The 22,706-nt window shown below is 59.2% G+C and carries 25 protein-coding genes; 21 read left to right on the top strand and 4 right to left on the bottom strand.

Annotation, left to right across the window (positions count from 1 at the left end; translation table 11 throughout):
* Positions 1-2: 2 nt before the first annotated feature.
* Complete coding sequence (gene lpdA / locus ACFOTD_RS24350; RefSeq protein WP_378122540.1) at positions 3-1,424, top strand: dihydrolipoyl dehydrogenase; 1,422 nt, start codon at positions 3-5, stop codon at positions 1,422-1,424.
* 70 nt (positions 1,425-1,494) lie between these two features.
* Here lpdA and ACFOTD_RS24355 read toward each other — a convergent pair whose 3' ends face one another.
* Positions 1,495-3,282: an SgrR family transcriptional regulator gene (locus ACFOTD_RS24355; RefSeq protein ID WP_378122541.1), complete on the bottom strand. Its 1,788-nt coding sequence runs from the start codon at positions 3,280-3,282 to the stop codon at positions 1,495-1,497.
* 189 nt (positions 3,283-3,471) lie between these two features.
* Between ACFOTD_RS24355 and ACFOTD_RS24360 the strand changes: the two genes are divergently transcribed.
* From ACFOTD_RS24360 to ACFOTD_RS24395, 8 genes are all read left to right on the top strand, one after another.
* The gene (locus tag ACFOTD_RS24360) at positions 3,472-3,633 is read left to right on the top strand and encodes a hypothetical protein (protein WP_378122542.1); all 162 of its coding nucleotides are present in this window, start codon (positions 3,472-3,474) and stop codon (positions 3,631-3,633) included.
* Positions 3,634-3,774: 141 nt separating this feature from the next.
* A complete protein-coding gene (locus tag ACFOTD_RS24365) occupies positions 3,775-4,278 on the top strand; it encodes an acyl-CoA thioesterase (RefSeq protein ID WP_378122543.1) in 504 nt (167 codons plus the stop codon).
* A 42-nt stretch (positions 4,279-4,320) separates the two neighbouring features.
* Positions 4,321-5,115: a thymidylate synthase gene (gene thyA / locus ACFOTD_RS24370; protein ID WP_378122544.1), complete on the top strand. Its 795-nt coding sequence runs from the start codon at positions 4,321-4,323 to the stop codon at positions 5,113-5,115.
* Positions 5,116-5,236: 121 nt separating this feature from the next.
* Positions 5,237-5,758 (top strand): dihydrofolate reductase, encoded by a 522-nt coding sequence (locus ACFOTD_RS24375; protein WP_378122545.1) that lies wholly within the window; start codon positions 5,237-5,239, stop codon positions 5,756-5,758.
* Positions 5,759-5,861: 103 nt separating this feature from the next.
* Entirely contained in the window at positions 5,862-7,352 is a 1,491-nt protein-coding gene (locus ACFOTD_RS24380) for a glutamate synthase subunit beta (RefSeq protein ID WP_378122546.1), read from the top strand.
* Positions 7,353-7,455: 103 nt separating this feature from the next.
* Positions 7,456-7,770: a hypothetical protein gene (locus ACFOTD_RS24385; protein ID WP_378122547.1), complete on the top strand. Its 315-nt coding sequence runs from the start codon at positions 7,456-7,458 to the stop codon at positions 7,768-7,770.
* 123 nt (positions 7,771-7,893) lie between these two features.
* Positions 7,894-9,075 carry a lysozyme family protein gene (locus ACFOTD_RS24390; RefSeq protein ID WP_378122548.1) on the top strand — a complete coding sequence of 394 codons (1,182 nt, stop codon included), beginning with the start codon at positions 7,894-7,896 and terminating at the stop codon, positions 9,073-9,075.
* Positions 9,072-10,049, top strand: coding sequence for a hypothetical protein (locus ACFOTD_RS24395; RefSeq protein ID WP_378122549.1), 978 nt, complete (start codon positions 9,072-9,074; stop codon positions 10,047-10,049). Before ACFOTD_RS24390 ends, ACFOTD_RS24395 begins: the two co-directional genes overlap by 4 nt.
* 65 nt (positions 10,050-10,114) lie before the next feature.
* Here the strand turns inward: ACFOTD_RS24395 and ACFOTD_RS24400 are convergent, their stop codons facing one another.
* Entirely contained in the window at positions 10,115-10,852 is a 738-nt protein-coding gene (locus tag ACFOTD_RS24400) for an HAD family hydrolase (RefSeq protein WP_378122550.1), read from the bottom strand.
* Positions 10,853-11,025: 173 nt separating this feature from the next.
* Here ACFOTD_RS24400 and ACFOTD_RS24405 point away from each other — a divergent pair, with 173 nt between their 5' ends.
* Positions 11,026-11,163: a hypothetical protein gene (locus ACFOTD_RS24405; RefSeq protein ID WP_177244219.1), complete on the top strand. Its 138-nt coding sequence runs from the start codon at positions 11,026-11,028 to the stop codon at positions 11,161-11,163.
* A gap of 41 nt (positions 11,164-11,204) precedes the next feature.
* Here the strand turns inward: ACFOTD_RS24405 and ACFOTD_RS24410 are convergent, their stop codons facing one another.
* Positions 11,205-11,435, bottom strand: a complete 231-nt coding sequence (locus ACFOTD_RS24410) for a hypothetical protein (protein ID WP_378122551.1) — start codon at positions 11,433-11,435, stop codon at positions 11,205-11,207.
* 145 nt (positions 11,436-11,580) lie between these two features.
* Here ACFOTD_RS24410 and ACFOTD_RS24415 point away from each other — a divergent pair, with 145 nt between their 5' ends.
* From ACFOTD_RS24415 to ACFOTD_RS24425, 3 genes are all read left to right on the top strand, one after another.
* Complete coding sequence (locus tag ACFOTD_RS24415; RefSeq protein WP_378122553.1) at positions 11,581-12,309, top strand: phosphonate ABC transporter ATP-binding protein; 729 nt, start codon at positions 11,581-11,583, stop codon at positions 12,307-12,309.
* A gap of 344 nt (positions 12,310-12,653) precedes the next feature.
* Complete coding sequence (locus ACFOTD_RS24420; RefSeq protein WP_378122554.1) at positions 12,654-13,340, top strand: MOSC domain-containing protein; 687 nt, start codon at positions 12,654-12,656, stop codon at positions 13,338-13,340.
* Complete coding sequence (locus ACFOTD_RS24425; RefSeq protein ID WP_378122555.1) at positions 13,340-14,092, top strand: SDR family NAD(P)-dependent oxidoreductase; 753 nt, start codon at positions 13,340-13,342, stop codon at positions 14,090-14,092. The genes ACFOTD_RS24420 and ACFOTD_RS24425 overlap by 1 nt, the downstream gene beginning before the upstream one ends.
* Here ACFOTD_RS24425 and ACFOTD_RS24430 read toward each other — a convergent pair.
* Positions 14,080-15,039, bottom strand: a complete 960-nt coding sequence (locus ACFOTD_RS24430) for a serine hydrolase domain-containing protein (RefSeq protein WP_378122556.1) — start codon at positions 15,037-15,039, stop codon at positions 14,080-14,082. The two genes, ACFOTD_RS24425 and ACFOTD_RS24430, sit on opposite strands and share 13 nt — an antisense overlap.
* A 124-nt stretch (positions 15,040-15,163) precedes the next feature.
* On the opposite strand from ACFOTD_RS24430, the gene ACFOTD_RS24435 reads away from it, so the two are divergent.
* The 8 genes from ACFOTD_RS24435 (at position 15,164) to ACFOTD_RS24470 (ending at position 22,640) form a co-directional block, all read left to right on the top strand.
* Positions 15,164-15,685 carry an ADP-heptose synthase gene (locus ACFOTD_RS24435; RefSeq protein WP_378122557.1) on the top strand — a complete coding sequence of 174 codons (522 nt, stop codon included), beginning with the start codon at positions 15,164-15,166 and terminating at the stop codon, positions 15,683-15,685.
* Positions 15,686-15,780: 95 nt separating this feature from the next.
* Positions 15,781-16,098 (top strand): YbjQ family protein, encoded by a 318-nt coding sequence (locus ACFOTD_RS24440; RefSeq protein WP_282908613.1) that lies wholly within the window; start codon positions 15,781-15,783, stop codon positions 16,096-16,098.
* A gap of 54 nt (positions 16,099-16,152) precedes the next feature.
* Positions 16,153-17,064, top strand: a complete 912-nt coding sequence (locus tag ACFOTD_RS24445; RefSeq protein WP_378122558.1) for an aldo/keto reductase — start codon at positions 16,153-16,155, stop codon at positions 17,062-17,064.
* A 102-nt stretch (positions 17,065-17,166) separates the two neighbouring features.
* Complete coding sequence (locus ACFOTD_RS24450) at positions 17,167-17,841, top strand: SOS response-associated peptidase (protein ID WP_378122559.1); 675 nt, start codon at positions 17,167-17,169, stop codon at positions 17,839-17,841.
* 76 nt (positions 17,842-17,917) lie between these two features.
* Complete coding sequence (locus ACFOTD_RS24455; RefSeq protein ID WP_378122560.1) at positions 17,918-18,955, top strand: CobW family GTP-binding protein; 1,038 nt, start codon at positions 17,918-17,920, stop codon at positions 18,953-18,955.
* A gap of 64 nt (positions 18,956-19,019) precedes the next feature.
* Positions 19,020-20,117, top strand: a complete 1,098-nt coding sequence (locus ACFOTD_RS24460) for a GerAB/ArcD/ProY family transporter (protein ID WP_378122561.1) — start codon at positions 19,020-19,022, stop codon at positions 20,115-20,117.
* Positions 20,101-21,504 (top strand): spore germination protein, encoded by a 1,404-nt coding sequence (locus ACFOTD_RS24465; RefSeq protein ID WP_378122562.1) that lies wholly within the window; start codon positions 20,101-20,103, stop codon positions 21,502-21,504. The genes ACFOTD_RS24460 and ACFOTD_RS24465 overlap by 17 nt, the downstream gene beginning before the upstream one ends.
* Before the next feature lie 5 nt (positions 21,505-21,509).
* Positions 21,510-22,640 (top strand): Ger(x)C family spore germination protein, encoded by a 1,131-nt coding sequence (locus ACFOTD_RS24470; protein ID WP_378122563.1) that lies wholly within the window; start codon positions 21,510-21,512, stop codon positions 22,638-22,640.
* The last annotated feature ends 66 nt before the right edge of the window (positions 22,641-22,706 follow it).

Raw genomic sequence — 22,706 nt, forward strand, 5'->3', positions numbered from 1 at the left:
CGATGGTAGTAGGAGACGCTTCTCTGGACATCGACACATTAGTAATCGGCGCAGGCCCCGGCGGATACGTCGCGGCCATCCGCGCGGCACAACTGGGCCAGAAGGTCATCATCGCGGACAAGGGCAAGTTCGGCGGCGTCTGTCTGAACGTCGGCTGTATCCCTTCCAAGGCGCTGATCAACTCCGCGCATCACTACGAATCCATGCTGCATGCCGAGGAGTACGGTCTGTCCGCCGAGAACGTCAAGGTCGACTTCGGCAAGGTGCAGGAGTACAAGAGCTCCGTCGTCAATAAGATGACGAGCGGCGTCGAGATGCTGCTCAAGGCAAACAAGGTTCAAATGTTCCAGGGCGAAGTCATGTTCATCAACGAAAACGAAGCGCGTCTGTTCAACGACCAAGAAGCGCCTCGCTATCGTTTCAAGAACTGCATCATCGCGACGGGCTCACGCCCGATCGAGCTGAAGCCGTTCCCGTTCGGCGGACGGATCCTGTCGTCGACCGAAGCGCTGTCGCTGCCTGAAGTACCGAAGAGCCTGGTCATCATCGGCGGCGGCTACATCGGCATCGAGCTCGGCCAGATGTACGCCAAGTTCGGAACCGAAGTTACGATCCTCGAGGGCGCGGATACGATCATGCCTGGTTTCGACAAGGACATGAGCAACCTCGTCGTCAAGAAGCTTAAGAAGAACAAGGTCGAGATCGTCAACGGCGCGCTCGCCAAGGGCGCAGAGCAGTCCGATAAGGACGTCACCGTGACGTACGAAGTCGGCGGCGAACAGAAGACCGTCACCGCGGACTACCTGCTCGTCACAGTCGGCCGCCGTCCGAACACCGACGGCGAGCTGGGCCTCGACCTGATCGGCATCAAGACGACCGACCGCGGCCTGATCGAAGTCGACGACCAATGCCGTACGAACATCAAGCACATTTTCGCGATCGGCGACATCGTGCCCGGCGCTGCACTGGCGCACAAAGCTTCCTACGAAGCGAAGGTAGCCGCCGAAGCAATCGCAGGTCTGCCTTCCAAGGTCGACTACAAGTGCATCCCTGCCGTCGCGTTCTCCGATCCGGAATGCGCAAGCGTCGGTTACACCGAGAAGGAAGCGAAGGATAAAGGCCTGAACGTGAAGTCCAGCAAGTTCCCGTTCGGCGGCAACGGCCGTGCGGTTACGCTGGGCGGCGCCGACGGCTTCCTGAAGCTGATCTCCGAAGTCGACACGGGCCTTGTCGTCGGCGCGCAGATCGCCGGCGTCGAAGCGTCCAACATGATCGCCGAGCTGGGTCTCGCGATCGAGATGGGCGCTACGATCGAAGACATCGCGCTGACGATCCACGCTCACCCGACGCTGGGCGAGATTACGATGGATGCGGCAGAGCTTGCTATGGGTCACCCGATCCATACGATCGCGCCTAAGAAATAAGCTTTTTCATATAAAAGAGGAAAGCGCCGAGAGTTATCGGACGCTTTCCTCTTTTTGCGTTGATAGGCGTTTAAACGATTTTCTCCAGCCAGATCTGCTTAAAATCGATCCAGCCCTGCGGGCTAAAGCTGGCGCCTCTGACGGAAGGATGCATTTGCGTGCTCAGCCGGCGATGATGAAGAAATACGAGATAACATTCGTCGCGAAGCCGGTTTTCGATCTCCCGCATATGGCTGCGGCGTTCCTCCGCGCTGAATGCGGCAAGCGCCCGATCGATCCGCTCGACGATCCAACTCTTGAGTGAAGCATTCAAATAGGCGCTGGTCATGCAAGCTTCATGTTCATACAGATCGATCTCGCACACTTCGTCTTCGGCGAGTACGATGCCGGATACCGTGAAGTCGCCGCTCGCGATAATTGCCGGGTCCGCAGATTGCACCCAATCGGCCGCGAACAGATCGACATGCACGCCATATCGTTCGAGCCGCGCCGCGATCCATTTTCCGTCCAGCTCGTATTTCTCGTGCACGACAAGCCGAAGCGCCTTGCCGTCGTAGCCGGAAGCGCGGAGCGCTTCTCGGATCTGCGGCTCGCCGGCGGATTTCCCGATATACTTCAGGCTGTCCTCGGGGCGGATGCAGAAGGCGGGCAGCGCGCGTTCGCCGCCAAGATCGGCCTGCATCGCCACGGGATCGATCATCAGGCGGACGGCTCTTCGGAACGCTTCGTTTTGCTGCCAGCCGTCTTTGGTCGTATTCCAGGTCATCATCGTGCATCCGTTGCAAAGTCTCGCGAGCGCTTGCCAATCCATGACGGGATCCAGACCGTCATCCTCGTTCTCGCCGCTTGGCGCGCGCATAATCGAGGGCATCCCGATCGTGGATCGCTCGCGGCAGTCCTCGGGCATGATGACGATATCCACGACATCAAGAAACGGACGCCCGGCGTAGTATGCCGTGTTGGCGCTGAGCTCGATCCGATGGGGGGATAGCGTGACAAGCCGGAACGCGCCGGTTCCGATCGGCAGACGCCAGTACGACTCGCCAAGTCCGCACAAGTCGAGCGGTAAAATGGAGGCGGCCGCAGCGCACAGGAACCGGTCGAAAATGCGATTCGGCCGCGAAAGGGAAAAACGCACGGTACGCTTGCCTAGGGCCTCGATTCGCGCCAATGCGCGCATCATCCAGCTGTTCGGTACGCCTGGTTGCCGAAGCCGCTCAAACGTAAAAACAACGTCCTCGCTCGTCAGCTCGCGCCCATCGTGAAATTGCACGCCTTTACGCAGAAAAAAAGTCCATTCCGTGCCGGCGGGATCGGAGCTCCAGGCATGCGCGATGCCCGGAACGATCCGGCCGAGCGATTCGTCAAAGGAGACGAGCCGATCGAAGATGTGGTACATCAAATGGCCGTCGAACGCAAAGTTGGCGCAGCCGGGATCGAGCGTTTGCACTTGCCTGTAGACGGGAATCCGGAGCGTATCGCAATCGATGCGCCCTCTTACCGTTTCCTTTTGATAACCGAATCGCACGTTCAGCCAGTCGATAAACCGTGCCTTGACTTCCGTGCCCGCGCCAAAGCTCGAGATCAGATCGAACGACAAGCGATAGTCTCCTTGTTCGGCCTTTGCGGTAACCAAATCGAACAAGAACGGCTCTTTGTCCGCTTTGAATGCAATATGGGAGCGGTTGCCGCGGCCACGGCCGGGCAACCAGGCGATCAGGTCGTCCTCCTCGAGCTTCTTAAGCACCAGTTTGGCGTTGCGAGGCGTGCAGTACAACGTCTCGGCGAGTTCCTCGAGCGTAGCCTCGATCGGTTCGCCCAGCGTGCGCCCGCCGTCGAAACGCTCGAATAGGGTCAAATACCGTTCGGATGCCAGCAGTCGAATCTGCTCCTTCCCTGATGTTTTCGTTCGTGTTCCGATAAAAGAGGAAATCCATTGCTTGCATTATACGCTTTTTATCCTCTTTTGGACAACGCATAATGGAGACATCAACCAGGCACGCCGGCCGCTCTTGGCGGCAAGGCGAAAAGCGGAGGAGGAACCCGCATGTTAGACATTCAATACACGCTCGAAAAACTGGCCGAATACAGGGAGCTCGGGCTTCGGGACGAAGCAGTAAATGCAGATGAATTCAGGGAAGGAAGCATCCGCGGGAAAAAGGTTCGCTATTCGTTTCTCGCGATGCTCTACTCGCTTTTCGGAAAATAAGGCAGCCCTTGGCGGCTGCCTTATTTTTATGCGCCGGGCGTCCGGCGCGCGCTTGCGATATAATGAAGAGATACAACAACGACTGCAAGAGGCGACGCTTTAATAACCGCGTACGGCAGCAGAAAAGAGGAAATCCATACGATGACCGCTTCACCCAAACCGATCTCGGCATCCAGGTCCGTGCTGACCGAAATGGTGTTCCCGGGCGATACGAATTACCATGGCACGATGTTCGGCGGCACGCTTATGCAGTATATCGATAAAATTGCGACGATCGCGGCGATGCGGCACTGCCATATGCCAGTCGTGACGGTCGCGCAGGACAGCCTCGACTTCTTGTCGCCGATCCGAGTAGGCGAGGCGTTCGAGCTTGAAGCATGCGTCACCTGGACGCACCGCAGCTCCATGGAGATTTACTGCGTCGTCCGTGCGGAGGATTTGTTCACGGGCGAGCGGCGGCTGACCGTCACTGCCTTCAGCACGTTCGTGGGGCTCGGGGCGGACGGCAAGTCCGCGCCAGTGCCCGGCGTCTATCCCGAGACCGAAGAGGAGCGGCTGCTTCACGAGAGCGCCCTCGCCCGCTACGAGCAGCGTCAGCTGCGGCGTGGCCAGCGCTACTCGTCGACAGATGGACGCGACAAATGATACAATCGGGAATAACGCTACAATGAAAAGGTGAGACGTCTCTTGCGCAATTACTTGGACCTATTACAGGATATTATGGACCGCGGCACGGAAAAAGGAGACCGAACGGGCACCGGTACGCTCAGCGTATTCGGCAGGCAGCTCAGGTTCGATTTGCAGGAAGGCTTCCCCCTCGTCACGACCAAGCGGATCCATTTGAAAAGCGTCGTACACGAGCTGCTGTGGTTTTTGAGCGGCGACACCAATATTCGTTATCTCAAGGAGAACGGCGTCTCCATCTGGGACGAGTGGGCCGACGAGAACGGCGATCTCGGTCCCGTCTACGGCTCGCAATGGCGCGCCTGGGAGACGCCCGACGGGCGCACGATCGACCAGATCGCGCAGGTAGTCGAGTCCATCAAGCATAATCCCGAGTCGCGCCGCCATCTCGTCAGCGCCTGGAACGTCGCGGAGATCGACCGGATGAAGCTTCCGCCTTGCCACTTCGTTTTTCAATTTTACGTGGCAGAGGGCAAACTCTCGTGCATGCTGACGATGCGTTCCGTAGATACGTTCCTTGGCTTGCCGTTTAATATCGCTTCGTACGCGCTACTCACTCACATGGTGGCGCAGCAATGCGGTCTCGAAGTCGGCGAATTCGTCTGGTCCGGCGGCGACGTCCATATTTACGCCAATCATCTCGAGCAAGTGAAGCTGCAGCTCTCCCGCGAGCCGCTGCCGCTGCCCAAGCTCGTCATCCGGCGCAAGCCCGACTCGATTTTCGACTACAAATTCGAAGACTTTGCATTTGAGGGCTACGAATACCATCCGGCGATCAAAGCGCCCGTAGCGATATAAGCCGATGATGCGCGATCCTGGCTATTGTCGAAAAACAGTCGTTTTTTGGCTGATAGTCGACGAGAAGCATCGTATGTTATGATAGTTATACAAATGAACGATTGCAGGGAGGCGGTGGCGCATGTCCGTCACGTTAATTGCCGCCGTCGCGAAGAATGGCGTCATCGGGGCGGATAACGCCCTGCCTTGGCGTCTGAAGGACGAGATGGCCTATTTTAAGGCCCAGACGATGGGAAAGCCCGTACTGATGGGGAGCAAGACGTTCCGATCGCTGCCGAAGCCGCTTGCCGGACGGACGAACGTCATTTTGTCCAAATCGATGACCGAGGCGCCCGAAGGCTGCGTCATCGTCCGTTCCGTGAAGGAAGCGCTCGAACGCTACGGCGATGAAGAGCTGATGGTGGCCGGGGGTGCCGACGTCTACGCGCAGCTGCTGCCATACGCGGGACGGATGCTGCTTTCGGAGCTGTCCGAGGACGTCGCAGGCGATGCCGTATTTCCGAGTTTCGACCGCGCGGACTGGATTATCGCATCTAAAGCGACGCAAGAAGCCAACGAACGCAATCCGATCGCCTTCGATATGTGCGTCTACGAGCGCCGCGCAGCGGAAAGTGCAAACAATAGAGGGGATAATCCATTCTGATGACACGGATCGTCAGGTAAGATGGTCTATCATATAACGGTGCCCTGACCCGGCGGCAATATCCGGTCAGACACGCGAATTACCGACAGATGGAGGAAATGGGATGTCGACGCCTACGGGATTTATGGAATATCAACGCGAGCTGCCAAGCGATCGCGACCCCCTTGAACGGATCAAGGACTGGAACGAGTTCCACCGCCTGTTCTCCGAAGAACAGCTGCGCACCCAAGGTGCGCGCTGCATGGACTGCGGCACGCCATACTGCCATACCGGCATGGAACTGTCCGGCGGCGCATCGGGTTGCCCGGTCAACAACCTCATACCTGAATGGAACAACCTCATCTACCGCGGACTGTGGAGAGAGGCTTACGAGCGACTGGCCAAGACAAACAACTTCCCCGAGTTCACGGGCCGCGTCTGTCCCGCGCCTTGCGAAGGATCCTGTACCGTCGGTCTCATCGGCGATCCGGTGACGATCAAGTCGATCGAGCAAGCGATCATCGACCGCGCCTTCGAAGAGGGCTGGGTGGTGCCCCAGCCTCCGAAGCAGCGTACGGGCAAACGCGTCGCCGTCGTCGGGTCCGGACCTGCAGGTCTGGCCGCCGCAGCTCAGCTCAACAAGGCCGGCCACAGCGTGACGGTATTCGAGCGCGCGGACCGTCCGGGCGGACTGCTCACCTACGGCATCCCGACGATGAAGCTCGAGAAGCATATCGTTAAGCGCCGCGTCGATCTGCTCGCTGAAGAGGGCATTCAGTTCGTCACGAACACCGAGATCGGCAAGGACATCTCCGCCAAGCAACTGGCTGAAGAGTACGATTCGATCATCCTGTGCGGCGGCGCGACGAAGGCGCGCGGGCTCGGTCCAGTCGAAGGCGCGAACCTCAAGGGCATCCATCAGGCGATGGACTACCTGAACGGGACGATCAAGAGCTATCTCGACTCGAACCTCGAAGACGGCAATTATATTTCGGGCAAGGACAAGCATGTCATCGTCATCGGGGGCGGCGATACGGGAACGGACTGCGTCGCAACGGCGTTGCGTCACGGCTGCACTAGCGTATCCCAGTTCGGCACGCATGCCAAGGCGCCGCTCACGCGCGACCAGATCAACAACCCTTGGCCGGAATATCCCAACGTTTACACGCTCGATTATGCGCACGAAGAAGCGAAGGTACTGTACGGCGAAGACCCTCGCGCATTCTCGGTGCTGACCAAAAAATTCGTCGGCGACGAAGACGGCAACGTCAAGGAACTGCACACCGTGCAAATCCGTCGCTATGTCGACGAGTCGGGCCGCAAAGTTTACGAAGAGATTCCCGGCACGGAGAAAGTATGGCCGGCCGATCTCGTTCTCGTGGCCGTCGGCTTCGAAGGTCCGGAATCGACGATCGTCGAACAGCTTGGCCTGGAGACGGACCGCAGAACGAACGTAAAGGCCGCCTACGGCAAGTATAAGACGAGCGTTGACAAGGTGTTCGCGGCCGGCGACATGCGCCGCGGACAGAGCCTTATCGTATGGGCGATCAACGAAGGCCGCGAGGCGGCCCGCGAAGTCGACCGCTATCTGATGGGTTCGACGATGTTGCCTTAAGATTTACGCGCCAGACCATTTATAAGTTCAGGGTCGCACCCGGGCCGGCTTCGAATCGAAGCCGCCGGGTGACGGCCCTTTATTGCGGACGGAGGAAAAAACGATGTTTCGATACGGCGACGATATTCCGCAGGAGCTCAGGTTTACGGGATTCGAAGCAAGCGTGGACAGGCGCGACGGTCAGTGGATCGATGCGGAACTTCGGCTTGGCATCGATGCGGCAACCCCGCTGCCGGACGACGTCATCGATCTGACGGCGCTTGTCGTATGTACGCATGCCGGACACCCGATCCAGATCGAAGCGCTCGACGATGGAATCGATTGCGAATACCAGTTCACGATGTTCGAGAAGGAGCAGATCGAGCGTTATATCCGCAGCGAAGAGATGCAAGCGCGGATCGCAGCGGCTTCGCGCTGAGTTTGCGGCCGGGGATGGATCATAGGCGAGCGCGCTTTTTCAGGCCACGGCCTTATGCTAAACTATGGAAGTCAGTAGTCGGATCCGAAAGACAAGCATCGGGCGGAGGAGGAGAGGCGCATCATGGCAGGGGCTGCATTGTTGACGCCGGGAGACGTCTCGGTCATCAGGCGTTACGTTCGAACCAAATATTCGCCGATGCCCGCCGCCAATCAGGCGGAGATAATCGCCGATGCGATCGTGCGTACGATTCGCAAGCGGCTGCCCGAATGGCCGGAAGCGCTCCGGGCGGACGTTGCGGACCGCCTGGTGGCGTCCTGCGTCGTTGGCGAGCAGCGGGATGTTTACCCGACCGACGTGCTGCGCGTCTGCGGCGATCTGGCGCTTGCGCATGAAGCGCACGCGATCAGCTTGCTGGGATGGTTAAACGATTGGACGGACGAAGCATGGACGCTGGATCGGATTGCCGATCGTACCGAGCAGGGGCTTGTACTGAGGTCCGATCCAGCGGAAATGCTTATTTCTCGCGCAACGTCATTTGATAGCGCTTCACCTATCAACGCCTCCCGGGGCAACGCGAACCCAAACGTAAAAAGCGGCATGAGCGCCGACGCTGCGCACGCCGATACAGCCGCCAACGACGTCGCTACGCCTAGAACGGGCTGGTTGTCGCCAACCGCCTTGCGGCCGCTTGTTCTGGCGACTATGACGCTGCTTGCGCTTGCGGGTATCCTCTTGGCGACGATGCAGCGCAGCGATCGCGCAGCAGAAGCGCCGCGCTCCGACTTCATCGCAGACGGTACGGCCATGCAGCCTTCCTCTAATCAAGCCATTGCCTCGGCTCTTTTTGCCTATTCGCCGTTCGATACGGAGGCGGTGAGGACCTATCTTGCCGGCCGGGATTCGCTGCTGGCCGAGCGGCCTTATTTCGAAGCGATCGTCGAGAGCGCCCGACAGCATGGCATCGATCCGCTGCTTCTGTTCGCGGTGGCCGGACAGGAGCAAGGCTTCGTCCCGAAGTCCGCCAAAAAGGCGAAGCAAATCGCGAACAATCCGTTTAACGTCTTTAACAGCTGGGAGACGTACAATACGAATATCAGCGATTCGTCGAGCATTGCGGCGAAGCTGCTGGCGAAGCTGGCGGCCGGCATTCCCGAAGGCGAGGAACCGTTCGCCTGGATGAACCGGACCTATGCGGAGGACCCGCGATGGTCCGACGGCGTACGCGCGATTTACGACAAACTGAAATCGCTTGGCCGGCAGCAAGAGGGGGAGAAGGAGCAGCAGGAGGCGGGAATTTTATGACGGATCGCGCGCTTTTGGAGAATGGACTGGCCGTCATTGCGACATCTCGCAGGCGGACGGGCGATATATGGGAGGCGCACTTTGGCGCGGCGGCGATCGCCGCTTATTTTTTTATCGCCGAGAACCGGCTTGAAGCCGATGTCGCGCGCAAAATCGCCGATCAAGCCGATCGGATGGTGTCGGAACATATCGAAGGGCCGGCAGGCTGCTTTCGATCGGATCGGACAGCGTCGGGAAATAAGGCGTTGCGCCGTGCGAGCGAATGCGAACGCGCGATTGCGAAGGCGCTGGAAGAGACGATCGACGGCTTGCACTGGGTCGGTCATAACGCGATCTACGCGGCGGCGAGCTTAAAGGCCATTCGCGAAATGGACGGCTGGGGCGAACCGGAGGATGTAAAAGAGATTGCGGAGCTGATCCGATCGTTTAAAGGGAAGATTCCAGGACGCTCCTGGATCGGCTACAAAACGTCCGAGGTCAAGGTGCTGGCGCTGCCTGAAAAGGACGGCCCCTCAGGCATCGAAGACGGCGCAGCGCTGTCGCGCGCCATCCTGCGAGAGCTGACGGCCTTCGAGACGATCTACAAGGCGGAAGCCCATCACGATCTGATCGGCCATATGCTGACCTTTTCGCATGCGCTGGTAACGCTCGAGGAGCTCGGTTACCGGGCGTTGTTCGAGAGAGGGCTTGGGCCGCTATTCAAGCTGGTCCATGCGCTGCGGGCAAGCCGGCATCTGCGTCCAGGAGAACCCGTTAAGCTCCATTCGCCTGTCGACCGCGAGCCGCTCGCTCCGGCGCAGCCGTCGTCCTCGCTGCCGACAGAGTCCGAATTCTGGGACAAGGATCGAAGCGGGGACGTCTGGGATTTCGGCCATGCCTTCAAATTCCCTTACAGCTTTTATCATCTGGCCGCACGCGCGGGCGGGGCGGACGCCGCCGCCTTCGACCGCTTCAGGCGTATCGTCGGACCTTAATTGCGAGTCCCCTCGCTGCAGCCCCAAACTTGACTTCGTCCTTAGCGCTGATCTTAGCTCCTACCTTAGCCTTGAGCCAAAAACGATGCGATCGCGGACGGTACCTGTCCAAGCGAGGACAGCGTGAGAAACGCCCCGCTAGGCTTGGCGCCTGTGATCGGCAGCACATTGTAGTCCCATTCGCGTTCCTGTTTTAAATAAATAGCATGAAGGCCGCATGACAGCGCGGGCAGGACGTCCGTGCGGACCGAATTGCCGATCATCCAGGTGCGATCGATCCGCAGCTTGCGCGAATGTAAAATTTCTTTGAGCGCTTCGACGTTTTTGTGCAGGCGAATATATATGCGGTCGCGAAAATAGCGTTCCAGGCCCGCGGCCTCGATCTTGCGCTTCTGGATATCCGGGTCTCCGCCCGTATATAAGTGAAGCTGATGGCCTGCGGCCGCGAGCGATTCGAGCGTCTCGTTCATGAACGGGTAAGGCTCCGTCTCTTGCTCGAATACGCTAATTCCTAGTTTCCACAGGAGCGTCTCCTCGTCGGCGGATTCGGAGCGACCGTGCAGGGCGCTGTAATAGCGGTACGTGTCGACAAAGGATTGGGGAAAATGCTCGCTCTTGAAGCCGACGATCTGCACGCCGGCAATATCGATCTCGCTGTGCTTGGCCAGAACAGCCTGCTTGGTCAGTCCGAACGGCGCGAACCAGGTGGTCATCAGGTCTGCGAACTGTTCTTGCACGAAATGAAAATATTTGTTGCAGTGGATCAGCGTGTCGTCCAGGTCGAACAGGATGTTTTGCTTCATGTCCGTGGCTCCTTCGTCAGCTTGCCGCGCCGGGCCGCTCGCCATTCGTGCGGCCGGGCATGAATTTATTATGTCTGTCCGGCGGGTGTTTGTAAATGCGCGGGGCGGGCAACCTAATCGGGCAGTGGGGCACTGCCCCGATCATTGAAGCATCCTATGGAGGTGAGTCGGATATGCCGCCGTATCAAGGACCTAAAGCGGGAGCGAAGAGCATTACGGCCGGAGGACGCGGAAAAAGCCAGGCGACGAAGCTGGACAAAATGTCCCGCCTGCCGCCCAGCTTGAACGGAATCGATAAAAACCTGCCTTAATCGCAAATGCGCAAGCTTGCCGGGGCAAAGCCCCGGCATCCTTAAGCGTACTTCTCGATCTTGGACTTGAGGTCGCGCTTGATAAAAGCGAGCCGCTGGCGTACATAAAAGTCGTAGCTGCCCCCGCTTAACTCGCGGGGGTTCATCGTATTGCCGCTGTCATTGTCAACGATCACGAGACGGCCGCTGTCGTAAAATTTGAAAGTCAGATCTCGTGACGGCCGGGTTCCCCTTGAAGGCTCCAAATAGCGGAGGTGCTCGCAGTTCTCCATCCATCATCCCACCTTTGACTGGAATCGATAGAACACATGTTCTTGTTTATAGTATACCAAACGTTTGTTCGTATGGAAAGCCGTTCCGTAAAGAATTACACTAGAAAAAAGGCAGGAATGATAGTCAGGGGGCAATCGGACGGGAATGATACATATCATCGGTCTCACGCGCAAGCTGCCGACAGGCAAAAAGGTACTCGACGGCATCCATGGACACCTTGAACCGGGCAAGCTCTATGCGGTCGTAGGCGCGAGCGGCAGCGGCAAATCGATGCTGCTGCGCTGCCTCGGTCTCAAGGAGCCCTGGACGAGCGGGGAGCTCCGTATTGACGGCAAGGACGCGATTGCGGGCGGCGCCTTCGCCAGATTTCGTCTGAAGCGCAAAATCGCTTATCTGGAGCAAAAGGCGCTCATGTACGAAAAAAAGACGGCGCTTAAAAACGTCATTATCGGCGCGGTCGGCCAGGTGTCCTGGTTTCGCCGGATGACGGGCATGGTCCGAAGCGACGACTATATGGACGCGATGGAAACGCTGGAAAACGTGGGCTTGATCGACAGGGCGCACCAGCCGGCGGAGAAGCTGAGCGGCGGCGAACGGCAGCGCGTGGCGATCGCGCGGGCGATCGCGCACGGCGCCGAGGTGCTGCTGGCGGACGAGCCCGTTACCGGACTTGATCCGCATTCGCAGGAGAGCATCATGGGCATGCTTAAGCAGCAGGCAAAAGACAAGAATATGATCATCGTCGTCGCGCTGCACCGGCTGGAGCTGGCCGAGAAGTTCGCGGACGAAATCTGGGGACTTCATGACGGGCGGGCCGTGTTGACCGTCCGGGGAAGACGGCTCACTGGCGCGGAGAAAAACCAGATTTCCTAAAGCCGCCGCCCTTCCCGGGGACGATCCGACATGCAGCGTGCTGCGATTAAGGTTGAAGCGGGGCTTCCGATTGTCCTTCCGGCGCCTTTGCCGGGCGGAGTTGGGAGCGCTCTTTTCTACTCTTCCATGCGCTTTCTTTTCTCCGTTTCGACGTGGTCATCGGTGATCATCTCCAATCCGGGGCGTCGAAGGCCCGCTGATTTAGCATGGCAAGGACGATTGTCCCTTATCCATCCCCTGACGCACCAGGCGCGTAGGGGCGAGATCGCACGGGCGAGGTCGTACGGGCGAGGGCGCATGGGGGAAAAAAATATCCCAAATCCCAAATCGAGGAGGTTCGAACGATGTCGAATTCAACGGCGCCGCACATAGCGCCAGGCAGCGTCTACCCGTTGTTGGCGGTGAACGTAGGCGCGGCTAGCGAGGGGCGGTTCAAGGGCAAAATCGCGAAGTCAGGCATCAACAAACAACGCGCGCAAAACGCCGTCGACGTCCATGTTGAAGGATTGTCCGGAGACGAGCAGGCGGATACCGTCAATCATGGCGGCCCTGACAAGGCAGTGTGCGCCTATCCGTACCGTCATTACGCCTATTGGGAAGAGAAGCTCGGCAAGTCGCTCGAATTCGGCGCGTTCGGCGAGAACTTCACGATCGACGAGATCGTCGAGTCCGAAGTTTGCATCGGCGACGTATTCAAGATCGGCGAAGTGACGCTTCAGGTCAGCCAGCCGCGCGTGCCATGCTGGAAGCTGGCGATGAAGTGGGACGCGGACGATCTGCCTGCGATGGTTCGCGACACGGGGAAAACGGGATTTTATTTCCGCGTGCTGACTCAAGGCGCAGTCGAACCGGGCAAGCTCGTCCTCGTCTCGCGCGACTCCGGCGGCGTCACGGTAGAAGAAGCGAACAGGGTCATGCATCGGGGTAAAGAAGACCGGGAAGGCATGCAGCGCCTGCTTGCGGTCGGTGCGTTGGCCGATAGCTGGAGGGAGACGCTAACGGCAAGGCTGTCGCGTCTCGCGCAATCTTGATGCCAGGCAAGTACGCGGGCCGCACGGTCATCGTGACGGGCGCAGCCGGCGGCATCGGTCGCCATCTGTCGCGGGCGTACGCCGAAGCGGGCGCTTCGGTCGCGCTTAGCGACGCGCCCGGCACGGAAGGCGAGGCGCTGGCGGCGCAATTGGCGGGCGAAGGCTTAGCCGCGAGATATATCCCGGCCGATCTGAACGAAGCCGAGGCTGCCGCGAATATCGTAGAGCAAGCTATGGCTTGGACGGGGCGCGTCGACGTGCTCGTGCACAATGCGGGCATCGGCATCTGGAGGTCGCCGCTTGAGCTGTCGCTCGAGGAATGGGACCGCGTCATGAACGTCAATTTGCGCGGCGCGTTCCTGTGCGGCCGCGAAGCGGCCAAAGCGATGAAACGTACAGGCGGCGGCGCCATCGTCAACATCGCTTCGACGCGCGCACTCCAATCCGAGCCGAACTCGGAAGCGTACGCAGCCTCCAAGGGCGGTATCCTGGCGCTTACGCACGCGCTCGCGTTGTCCCTCGGTCCGGACGGCATCGCGGTCAACGCGGTCAGTCCGGGTTGGATCGAATACGGCGACTATGCCGCCTTGAGGCCTGTCGATCACGAGCAGCATCCGTCCGGGCACGTAGGCAAGCCTTCGGACGTGGTCAGGGCCTGTTTTTATTTAACGGACCCCGAGGGCGGCTTCGTCACCGGAACGAATCTTGTCGTGGACGGCGGCATGACCCGCAAGATGATTTACGAGCCGTAAGGCACGCCAGCGACAAACTGCGAAAAAATCTTTAATGGCCTTAAAGGTTCACGGTATAAATCGCTGGTGAACGAGACGACGGTTTCCCGCTCCGGGATGACGAACAGAAATTGGCCGCCGTAGCCCATGGCGTAATAAATGTGCGGGTTCACAGCCTCGCAACCGCCGCCGGTGAACGTCCACCAATGATAGCCATAAGAGCCGAGCCAATCGTATGTGTGATTTCTGGCTGCCGTCGACTCCGCGATCCACGCATCGGGAACGACCTGGCGGCCGGCCCAGAGGCCGCGCGCCAGCATGAGCAGGCCGAGCTTGAACAGGTCGCCGCCGCGAAGGGCGAGGCCGAAGCCGCCGATCGACACGCCTTGCGGATCCGCGTGCCATTGCCAGTCGCGGATGCCGAGGGGCCCGAACAGATGCTTCGCGGCGTAGGCTTCGGCGGTCATGCCGGTCTCTTGCTGCAGAATGAGACTGAGCAGATGCGAGCAGCCGGAGTTGTAGGACATCGCGCCTCCAGGCCGCATCGTCGTTCGTCTATCCAGGATAAAAGCGATCCAGTCGTCCGATTCGCACATCGGATTGGGACGTCCGCCCCAGGCGCCCCATTCCGGCCAGTCCATGCCGGCCGTCATCGACAGCAAATGATGCAGCCGAATTCGTCCGAGCGAAGCGGAGACGCGCGGCAGACAGCCTGCGAGCGGCGAATCGAGCGAAGGGAAGTCGCCTCGCCCGAGCGCGATGCCGACGAGGAGCGAGAGCACGCTTTTCGTCACCGAGTTGACCTTGTGCAGCCGCTCCGCCGAACGCGGGGTACGCGCATAATCCAGCTTCTGCGCGTCGCGGCCGCTGCCGATCCGCACGCGGCAAGTGTCGATCCTGCAGGCTTCGGCCGCGCGCAGCAGTCCATCAAGATCGGCCGTTTTGGGTCTAGCCGTCGTCAACGTCATCCTGACTCGCCTCCTTACGTCGGCCTATTATACCCGCCGTCGGCATGTCTGACGCGAATTTATGATATAATGTACAGCAATGCGCTTAAGGTTTTTCTGCCGCTACTAGGGGGGACTGGCTACAATGGAAAGGCGTTTTGTCATCGAGGCGGTCATGATCGCCATATATGGTCAGCTGCTTCTGCCGAAACGGCCTGTGGAATACCGGATTCCGTATTCGACAGTGATGGAATTGTACGATATGAAGGAAAGCGACGAGCCCGTCATGCCCGACCCGGACGACGACCGTCACGTCAAGGGCAAGATCGGGGAAATGATCGCGTACTTCGAAGATCCGTTCAATAAAAAGAAGCTTGAGCGCTCGCTGCTCGCTCCATGGCGGGAGAGCCCGCCGCTGCCGATCAACGACAAGGTGACCCTTGTCGTCGTCAACGCGGCAGAGAACATGCAGTATGGCGAGCTGCTTGACCCGATCGAGACGGAGATCGTGCTGACTTCGCTGCGGGCGCAAAGTCCGATCCTGACCGACCATATCGAATTCCAGGACAAAGTCGTCCAGAACGCGATCCCGGTCCAGGTATTCGATATCGACGATTACGAATTCGCAGTGGAGGAGAATCCCGCTCCGAGCGAATTCAACCCTTGAGAGCTGCCGGCGGACGCCGGCGGCTCTCATTGTTGTCCGGGAGGCCGTTATGATAGAATGAGGGCGTTCCCAACATCTTCAAGGAGGCTATAATCATGCTCGTGACGACCACGCCCAATGTGGAAGGATACAGAATTACGTCCTATTACGGAATGGTGAACGGAGAGACGATCATGGGCGCGAACATCTTCCGCGACTTCATGGCCTCGATCACCGACGTTGTCGGCGGCAGGTCCGGCTCCTATGAAAACAAGCTGAAGCAAGCGCGGGATATCGCGGTCTCGGAGATGGTCGAACAAGCGAAGCGGATGGGCGCCAACGCGATCGTCGGCGTCGACGTAGATTACGAGGTCGTGCGGGAAGGCATGCTTATGGTAGCGGTAAGCGGCACTGCGGTAACCGTCGAGGCTTAATCTTAAATGATGGAACATTAGCGAATCGTCATCTATGAAAGGGAGGACTCCGGCATGTTGTATCGCAAGCTAGGATCTACCGATCTGAGAGTATCCGCGGTAGGCGTCGGCACTTGGCAGTTCGGGGGCGAGTGGGGCAGGAATTACGAGCAGCGCGAGGCGGACGCCATTCTGGGCAGGGCGGCCGAGCTGGGCATTAATCTGATCGACACCGCCGAATGCTACGGCGATCATCTGTCCGAGTCGCTGATCGGTCCGGCGATCCGCGGCCGCCGCTCCGAATGGGTGCTCGCCACGAAGTTCGGACATCATTTCCACGCACCTTTCGAGCGGACCGACGTATACGATCCGCAGGACGTCGTGCGTCAGCTTGACGCTTCGCTGAAGGCGCTTCAGACCGACTATATCGATCTCTATCAATTCCACTCCGGGCCGGACGCCGAGTTCGATACGGACGGACTCTGGGAGGCGCTTGGCCGGCAGGTCGAAGCGGGCAAGATCAGGCATCTCGGCATCTCGATCGGCTCCAACCGCAACGTCTATCAGACGTCCAAGGCGACGGAGGTCGGCGCGCAGGCGATCCAGGTAGTATACAACCGGCTCGATCGCGCGCCGGAGGAGGAAGTATTCCCTTCCTGCGAGGCGCAGGGACTCGGCGTGCTTGCCCGGGTGCCGCTCGCAAGCGGCTTTCTGAGCGGCAAGTACAAGCCCGGCGCGACGTTCCCGAGCGACGACGTTCGTTCGAAGCGGGATCGCGAGGATGCCGACCGCTTGCTGCGCGAAGTCGAGGAGATCAAGCGCGCGGAAGTGCCGGAAGGCGTCGACATGGCGTCCTGGGCGCTGGCGTGGTGCTTGCGGCATCCCGCCGTGTCCGCCGTCATTCCCGGCTGCAAAGACGTCGCGCAGGTCGAGGCCAACGCGGCTGCCGTCGCGCTGGTCCCGGCCGGCCATCCGCAGGACGCTTAATCGGGATTCCATCCGTTAACGTTCGGGCTCCGGGCTTCGGGCGAATAGAAGCGGCGCCTTCAAGCAAATACTGGGGGGAAACCCAAGAAGGCGGTGCCCCCTATGTGCCAAAGATTTTCGCTTGCCGCGGATTTGCCCGAGCTCACCGAACGTTACCGGATCGATCAGGTCGTCGGTTCGTACAGGCCCAGATACAATGTCGCCCCGACGCAATACGCCGCAGTCATCGTCGAGGAGCAGCGCGAACGCAAGCTCGAGTCGCTGCGTTGGGGCCTCATGCCTTATTGGTCCCGCGATGCCGTCAATGCGGACGGGCCGGGCATCGGCGACCGGCCGATCTTCAAGCGCATGACGAACAAGCAGCGCTGCGTCATCCCCGTCAGCGGCTTTTACGGCTGGGAGACGAAGGGCAGGGCCCGTCAGCCTATCCATTTCGTGCTAAAGGGGCGAGGAACATTCGCCGTCCCCGGGTTTTACGAAGTGTGGCCGCGCGTCGAAGGCGGCGATATCCGCGCGTATACGATGCTGACGACGCTGCCCAACGATATGGTCGGTCCGTATTCGGACCGGATGCCGGCCATTTTGGACGATGAAGGCATCGACGCATGGCTGAACGAGACGAACACGGAATATCGGGGCGTCCTGGGCAGAATCCGCGGCATCTCGGCGGACGAGATGATGATGTACCCGGTCGGCGCCTACGTGAACGAGCGGGAACGCGAGACGCCGGAATGCGTCGAGCCGATCCGCAACTTCTACTCCGCGATCCGGGAGTAGCCATAACGAACGTCCTAGAGGCCCTCCACGCAGCCGCGACGGAGGGTCGATTCATTTTGTCGGGGGAGGAACCGCAATGTGCGCAACAGTGAACGATAACGGCGAGCGGCCTGTACAGGTGTATGTTTTGTCCGGATATCTGGGAAGCGGCAAGACGACCGTGCTGCAAAAACTGCTCGAGGGATCCAAGGCGAAAGGCTGGAAGACGGCGGTGCTCATGAACGAAGCGGGCGACGTCAATCTCGACGGCGAGCTGCTGGCAAAGGACGTGCCCATGGCCGAGCTGCTGGGCTGCTGCATCTGCTGCTCCGTCAAAAACGATCTGGGCGTCTCGCTGCTGCAGCTCGTCCAGGAGCATCGCCCGGACGTGATCTGGATCGAGTCCACCGGCGTGGCGCAGCCGCTTGAGATGATGGACGCCGTGACGGAAGTATCCATGTATGCGAGGCTCGAGCTGCGGGGGCTGATCACCGTCGTCGACGCGAGGCATCTGCTCGACCGGCTGCGGCTCGGCGCCGGCAAGACGCTTCGTCTGATGCGGGAGCAGATCCGAGGCGCAGCGCTGCTCTTGCTGAGCAAGACGGATCTCGTCGGACCGGGGGAGGCGGAGGAGGTGCGCGCGCAGCTGCGCGAGTGGAACTCTTCCGCGGCGATCGTAGATTCCGTCAAGGGAGAGACCGAGGAGGATCTATTCTCGCTGCTGCCGGGTGCTGCCGACGCGACTGTACCGCTGCGGACGAAAGAAGAACAGCGCGACGATTATCACGATCCTGCCCATCACGATCATGCCCATCACGACCAACATGGCCACTCGAAGCCGCGATTGCACGATCACGTGCACGTGCTTACGCACTATCCCGCGGCGCGATTCCCGAGCGAGGACTTCGAGCGCTTCCTGCGCGAACTGCCGGCCTCGGTGTACCGAGCCAAGGGAATCGTTACCTTTACCGACACGGCCACCCGTTATTTGTTCCAGTTCGCTTATCGCGAATCCGACTTCATGCCGATCACGCCGCAGAAGCCGGTTCCAGACGTGATCGTCCTCATCGGCGAAGATTTCAGCGAACCAGACATGCGCGAGCGGCTCGTCAGCCTTGAGAGCAGGCGGCAGTAAGCCGCTCTTTACATAATCGGGACCAGCCGAGGGAACCTTAATCCCGGAAGGGAGGTTCCGGTAAATGAGGGGATTCGAAGCAGGGCGCGTGTCTATCATCACCAGCTTGGTATTGTCCGTCGGACTCGTCAATCACGTCATCATTTTGCCGATCGTGCTGGGGACGGCCGGCAGAGATGCGTGGATCTCCGTCCTCCTGGCAGGCATCCTGATGCTGATCATGCTTCTGCCGCTGGCCGCGGTACTGCGCGACATGGGTCTGCAGCCCTTTCCCGCATGGCTCAAGAAAAAGGGTGGATCTTTCTCCAAGCTGCTCATTTTAACGGTCGTCGCAGGCTATTTGCTGCTGGAAGCGATCGTTACGACTGTCGACATGCTCACGTGGACCAATAGTACCTATTTGCCCGATACGCCTCCGCTCATCACTTCCGCGGTATTTGTGGCGCTCTGCATCGCCGCCGTATTGATCGGCATGCGGGCGATCGTCTATATGTCCTGCATCGCCCTTCCAGTCGTATCGGGTTTGGGCGTATTCGTCGCTTCCGGCAATGCGAACCGCAAGGACTATTCGCAGCTGCTTCCTTTGATGGAGCACGGCTGGGGGCCTGTGCTTCGGGGCGCGATCGTATCGGGCAGCGGATTAACGGAAATCTTATTGTTTTTGCTGCTGCAAATTTACGCCAACAAGCCGTTTCGCCCGATCCATTTGTACGCGACGGGTTTGTTCGTCATTATGCTGTCCTTAGGCCCAACCATGGCCGCCATTTGCGAATTCGGCGTTCACGAGTCGGGCATCATGCGTTTCCCCGCTTTTTCGCAGTGGCGGATCTTAAGAGTCGGCCGCTATATCGAGCATCTCGATTTTCTCGCCATCTTCCAATGGATAAGCGGCGCGCTCATACGTACCTCGCTGGCGATCAGCGTCCTGCTTGAGCTAACCGGCATTCAGAAACGCAAGGTCAAGTTAATCGCTTTGACAATCCTGGGGATCGCCCTCATCGGCTTGACCGTCTATCCGTTCGGTGACAGCAACCAGTATTTGTTTTACAAAGCCTTGCGGCCATTCGCTCTTGCGACGCAGATCGGCATGCTGCTCTACGTATGGGCGTTGGCGCTGCGCAAGCGCGGGGAGAGGGGGGATCTCCATGCCAACCGGGCTTGACTGGCTGGATGCCGAGCTGGAAGGATGCGCGGACGTCGTAGTCGAATCGCTGACGGCGGGAGGCAGGTTAGCTGCGCTCATTTCGGTGCCTGGCATGGTCGACAACGCGGTTTACAAAGAACGGCTGCTGCCTTCGCTCGGTGAATGGATGTCAGGTACTGGTGCCACTGATGGTCTTGCGGGCGCGATTCCGCGCTCGGCTTCGAACGATGCCGAACGCGAGCGCATCCTCGCAGATCTTTTTTCCGGCAGCGTGATCATCGTGATGCGCGGCAAGTTGCTCGCTTATCCGATCCCCATGCAGCCCGAGCGTGCGCCGGAGGAGTCCGCTTCGGAAATTTCCGTCAAGGGGCCGCGCGACGGGTTCGTCGAGAGCTTGCACGTCAACCGGGCGCTGGTGCGCAAGCGATTAAAATCGCCGGATCTGAAAATAGAATCGTTCACCGTGGGGACGGAAAGCCGTACCGAAGTGAACCTGCTGTTTTTAAAGTCGGCCGCGAGCCGCTCGCTCGTCGAAGAGGCGCGCAAAAGGATCCGGCGGCTGTCTCCGGAAATCGTGAACGGCGCCGGGCAGATCGAGGAGATGCTGTCCGACAGGTCCCGCTCCCTGTTTCCGCTTATCGATTATACCGGCCGTCCAGACTATATCGTCGAATGCCTGGCCGCCGGACGCGTAGCGATCATCGTAGACGGCCTGCCGCTCGTGTATACGGCGCCGACCAACATGTTCGAGCTGCTCAAATCGCCGGAGGACCTCCACAATTCGTATTATTACGTGACGATGGAGCGGCTGCTTCGCTTGCTCGGTTTGTTCATCACGCTTACTTTGCCGGGATTTTGGGTTGCGGTGTCAACGTTTAACGTCGACCAGATCCCGTTTCCGCTTATGGCGACGATCGTCGTCTCGCGTATCGGACTTCCGATCTCGACCGCGATCGAGATGTTTCTCATGCTCTTCATGTTCGAACTGTTCCGCGAAGCGGGCGTGCGTCTGCCGAGGGCCGTCGGACAGACGGTCGCGGTCGTGGGCGGCATCATCGTCGGAGACGCGGCCATCCGGGCGGGGCTTACCTCCCCCACGATGCTTGTCGTCAGCGCCGTGACGAGCGTCACTTCCTTTACGCTCGTCAACCAGACGCTGTTCGGATCCGTCACCCTGCTGCGTTTTGTCGTGCTGCTGTTTTCGACCGCGCTCGGCATGTTCGGCTTTTTTATCGGGGTGTTCGCGATATTGCTGTACATGGTGTCGCTGAGGTCGTTCGGAGAGCCTTACCTGAAGCCTGCGGCTCCGTTCGAGGCGGGGCGCGTGCGCGGCGCCTTCATCAAGCTGCCATATATAGATCAGAAAAGCAAAGGAAGCCCGAAGCGCGGCAGAGCGGGGAGATGAACGGTATGCGCGCTGCGAAACGTATGGTTGTGCTGGCCCTCATGGCCGTAGTCCTGACGTCTTGCTGGGACCAGCGCTCGATCCAGGAGACCAGTTATTTTACGAGCCTCGGGATCGATTTTGACGAAAAGAAGGAGCTTTACTCCATTTACGGGGCGCTGATCACGATGTCAGACGTCGCCAAGTCGGAAGGCGCAAGCGGCATGGCGTTCCCTTCTTACATCGGGCACGGCGAAGGCGAATCCCCGCAGCTCGCGCTGGAAACGTTGTATCGAAGCACCCAGCTCAGACCTTCTCTCGACCATCTCATGACAATCGTCGTTAAGGAAGGAGCGTTATCGCGGATATCGGACATTTTGGACAGCATTAATCGAAGCCGAACGGTCCGTTATAACGTTTTTATCGCGTCGACGACCGAGCCGCTTGACGAACTGCTGTCGGCGGATACCCTTTTTAATTCGCCGATGTATACGTTTCTGTACACGCACAGCGTTCGTAGTCCCGCTCTGCCAGCCGTTCCGATGCTGAGCCTGCAAGTTTTCGTGCGCCGATTTTACGAGGCGAGCCGCACGACGCTGCTGCCTGTGCTTAAACTCGACCGCAGCAGCTGGAAGCAGGGAGGGAAGCCGAAATCCTATATTTTTTACGACGGCGCCCATGCTATCGTCGGACGAAAAGACCGTGCAGCGCTCGATGAAAAAGCCGTGCAGGGGGTAAAATGGTTCCTATCGGATCAAAGGGGCGCTTTTCTTGAGGTGAGGGACGATAAAGGGAAATTCGTGGCCATCTTCGTCGTAACGAAAGGCAAGGGGCGCTTGTCCTACGCCGTCCGCAATAAAGAAGGGGCCTTTAAAGCCGTCGTACCCGTGCAAGCTTACGTGTACGAGCTGCACGAAAAGGCCGGCGAACGGCAACTGGAAGCATGGGCGGAAAACGGCATTCGCGAGAAGTTGAAGCAGTCTTTGGCGATGGGACGCGCGAAAAAGATCGACTTGATCGGCCTGGAGGACGAGCTGTACCGGCACCATCTGAAGGCATGGAAAAAGCTGAAGGCGGAGGGAGGGGAAGTTACGGATATTCCGATCGATGTCGTCGTCGACTTAAAAATGACGAATTCGGGAAAGCTTAAGCTATAATGAGACGAGCCGGAGCGCAGGACCAGGAAAAAAGCCGCCCCCGATCGGGGACGGCTTGTCTGAATG

This window comes from Cohnella sp. GCM10012308 (genome assembly GCF_042649185.1).
GTDB lineage: Bacteria > Bacillota > Bacilli > Paenibacillales > Paenibacillaceae > Cohnella.

Excerpts from the sequence above, each read along its gene's own strand:
- ACFOTD_RS24395 (WP_378122549.1), top strand. The coding sequence starts at position 9,072 with ATGACGGATCGCGCGCTTTTGGAGAATGGACTGGCCGTCATTGCGACA.
- ACFOTD_RS24425 (WP_378122555.1), top strand. The coding sequence starts at position 13,340 with ATGCCAGGCAAGTACGCGGGCCGCACGGTCATCGTGACGGGCGCAGCC.
- ACFOTD_RS24365 (WP_378122543.1), top strand. The coding sequence starts at position 3,775 with ATGACCGCTTCACCCAAACCGATCTCGGCATCCAGGTCCGTGCTGACC.
- ACFOTD_RS24420 (WP_378122554.1), top strand. The coding sequence starts at position 12,654 with ATGTCGAATTCAACGGCGCCGCACATAGCGCCAGGCAGCGTCTACCCG.
- ACFOTD_RS24430 (WP_378122556.1), bottom strand. The coding sequence starts at position 15,039 with ATGACGTTGACGACGGCTAGACCCAAAACGGCCGATCTTGATGGACTG.
- ACFOTD_RS24465 (WP_378122562.1), top strand. The coding sequence starts at position 20,101 with ATGCCAACCGGGCTTGACTGGCTGGATGCCGAGCTGGAAGGATGCGCG.
- ACFOTD_RS24385 (WP_378122547.1), top strand. The coding sequence starts at position 7,456 with ATGTTTCGATACGGCGACGATATTCCGCAGGAGCTCAGGTTTACGGGA.
- ACFOTD_RS24405 (WP_177244219.1), top strand. The coding sequence starts at position 11,026 with ATGCCGCCGTATCAAGGACCTAAAGCGGGAGCGAAGAGCATTACGGCC.
- ACFOTD_RS24440 (WP_282908613.1), top strand. The coding sequence starts at position 15,781 with ATGCTCGTGACGACCACGCCCAATGTGGAAGGATACAGAATTACGTCC.
- lpdA (WP_378122540.1), top strand. The coding sequence starts at position 3 with ATGGTAGTAGGAGACGCTTCTCTGGACATCGACACATTAGTAATCGGC.
- ACFOTD_RS24460 (WP_378122561.1), top strand. The coding sequence starts at position 19,020 with ATGAGGGGATTCGAAGCAGGGCGCGTGTCTATCATCACCAGCTTGGTA.
- ACFOTD_RS24415 (WP_378122553.1), top strand. The coding sequence starts at position 11,581 with ATGATACATATCATCGGTCTCACGCGCAAGCTGCCGACAGGCAAAAAG.
- ACFOTD_RS24400 (WP_378122550.1), bottom strand. The coding sequence starts at position 10,852 with ATGAAGCAAAACATCCTGTTCGACCTGGACGACACGCTGATCCACTGC.
- ACFOTD_RS24455 (WP_378122560.1), top strand. The coding sequence starts at position 17,918 with ATGTGCGCAACAGTGAACGATAACGGCGAGCGGCCTGTACAGGTGTAT.
- ACFOTD_RS24375 (WP_378122545.1), top strand. The coding sequence starts at position 5,237 with ATGTCCGTCACGTTAATTGCCGCCGTCGCGAAGAATGGCGTCATCGGG.
- ACFOTD_RS24390 (WP_378122548.1), top strand. The coding sequence starts at position 7,894 with ATGGCAGGGGCTGCATTGTTGACGCCGGGAGACGTCTCGGTCATCAGG.
- ACFOTD_RS24450 (WP_378122559.1), top strand. The coding sequence starts at position 17,167 with ATGTGCCAAAGATTTTCGCTTGCCGCGGATTTGCCCGAGCTCACCGAA.
- ACFOTD_RS24410 (WP_378122551.1), bottom strand. The coding sequence starts at position 11,435 with ATGGAGAACTGCGAGCACCTCCGCTATTTGGAGCCTTCAAGGGGAACC.
- ACFOTD_RS24435 (WP_378122557.1), top strand. The coding sequence starts at position 15,164 with ATGGAAAGGCGTTTTGTCATCGAGGCGGTCATGATCGCCATATATGGT.
- ACFOTD_RS24445 (WP_378122558.1), top strand. The coding sequence starts at position 16,153 with ATGTTGTATCGCAAGCTAGGATCTACCGATCTGAGAGTATCCGCGGTA.
- ACFOTD_RS24470 (WP_378122563.1), top strand. The coding sequence starts at position 21,510 with ATGCGCGCTGCGAAACGTATGGTTGTGCTGGCCCTCATGGCCGTAGTC.
- ACFOTD_RS24360 (WP_378122542.1), top strand. The coding sequence starts at position 3,472 with ATGTTAGACATTCAATACACGCTCGAAAAACTGGCCGAATACAGGGAG.
- ACFOTD_RS24380 (WP_378122546.1), top strand. The coding sequence starts at position 5,862 with ATGTCGACGCCTACGGGATTTATGGAATATCAACGCGAGCTGCCAAGC.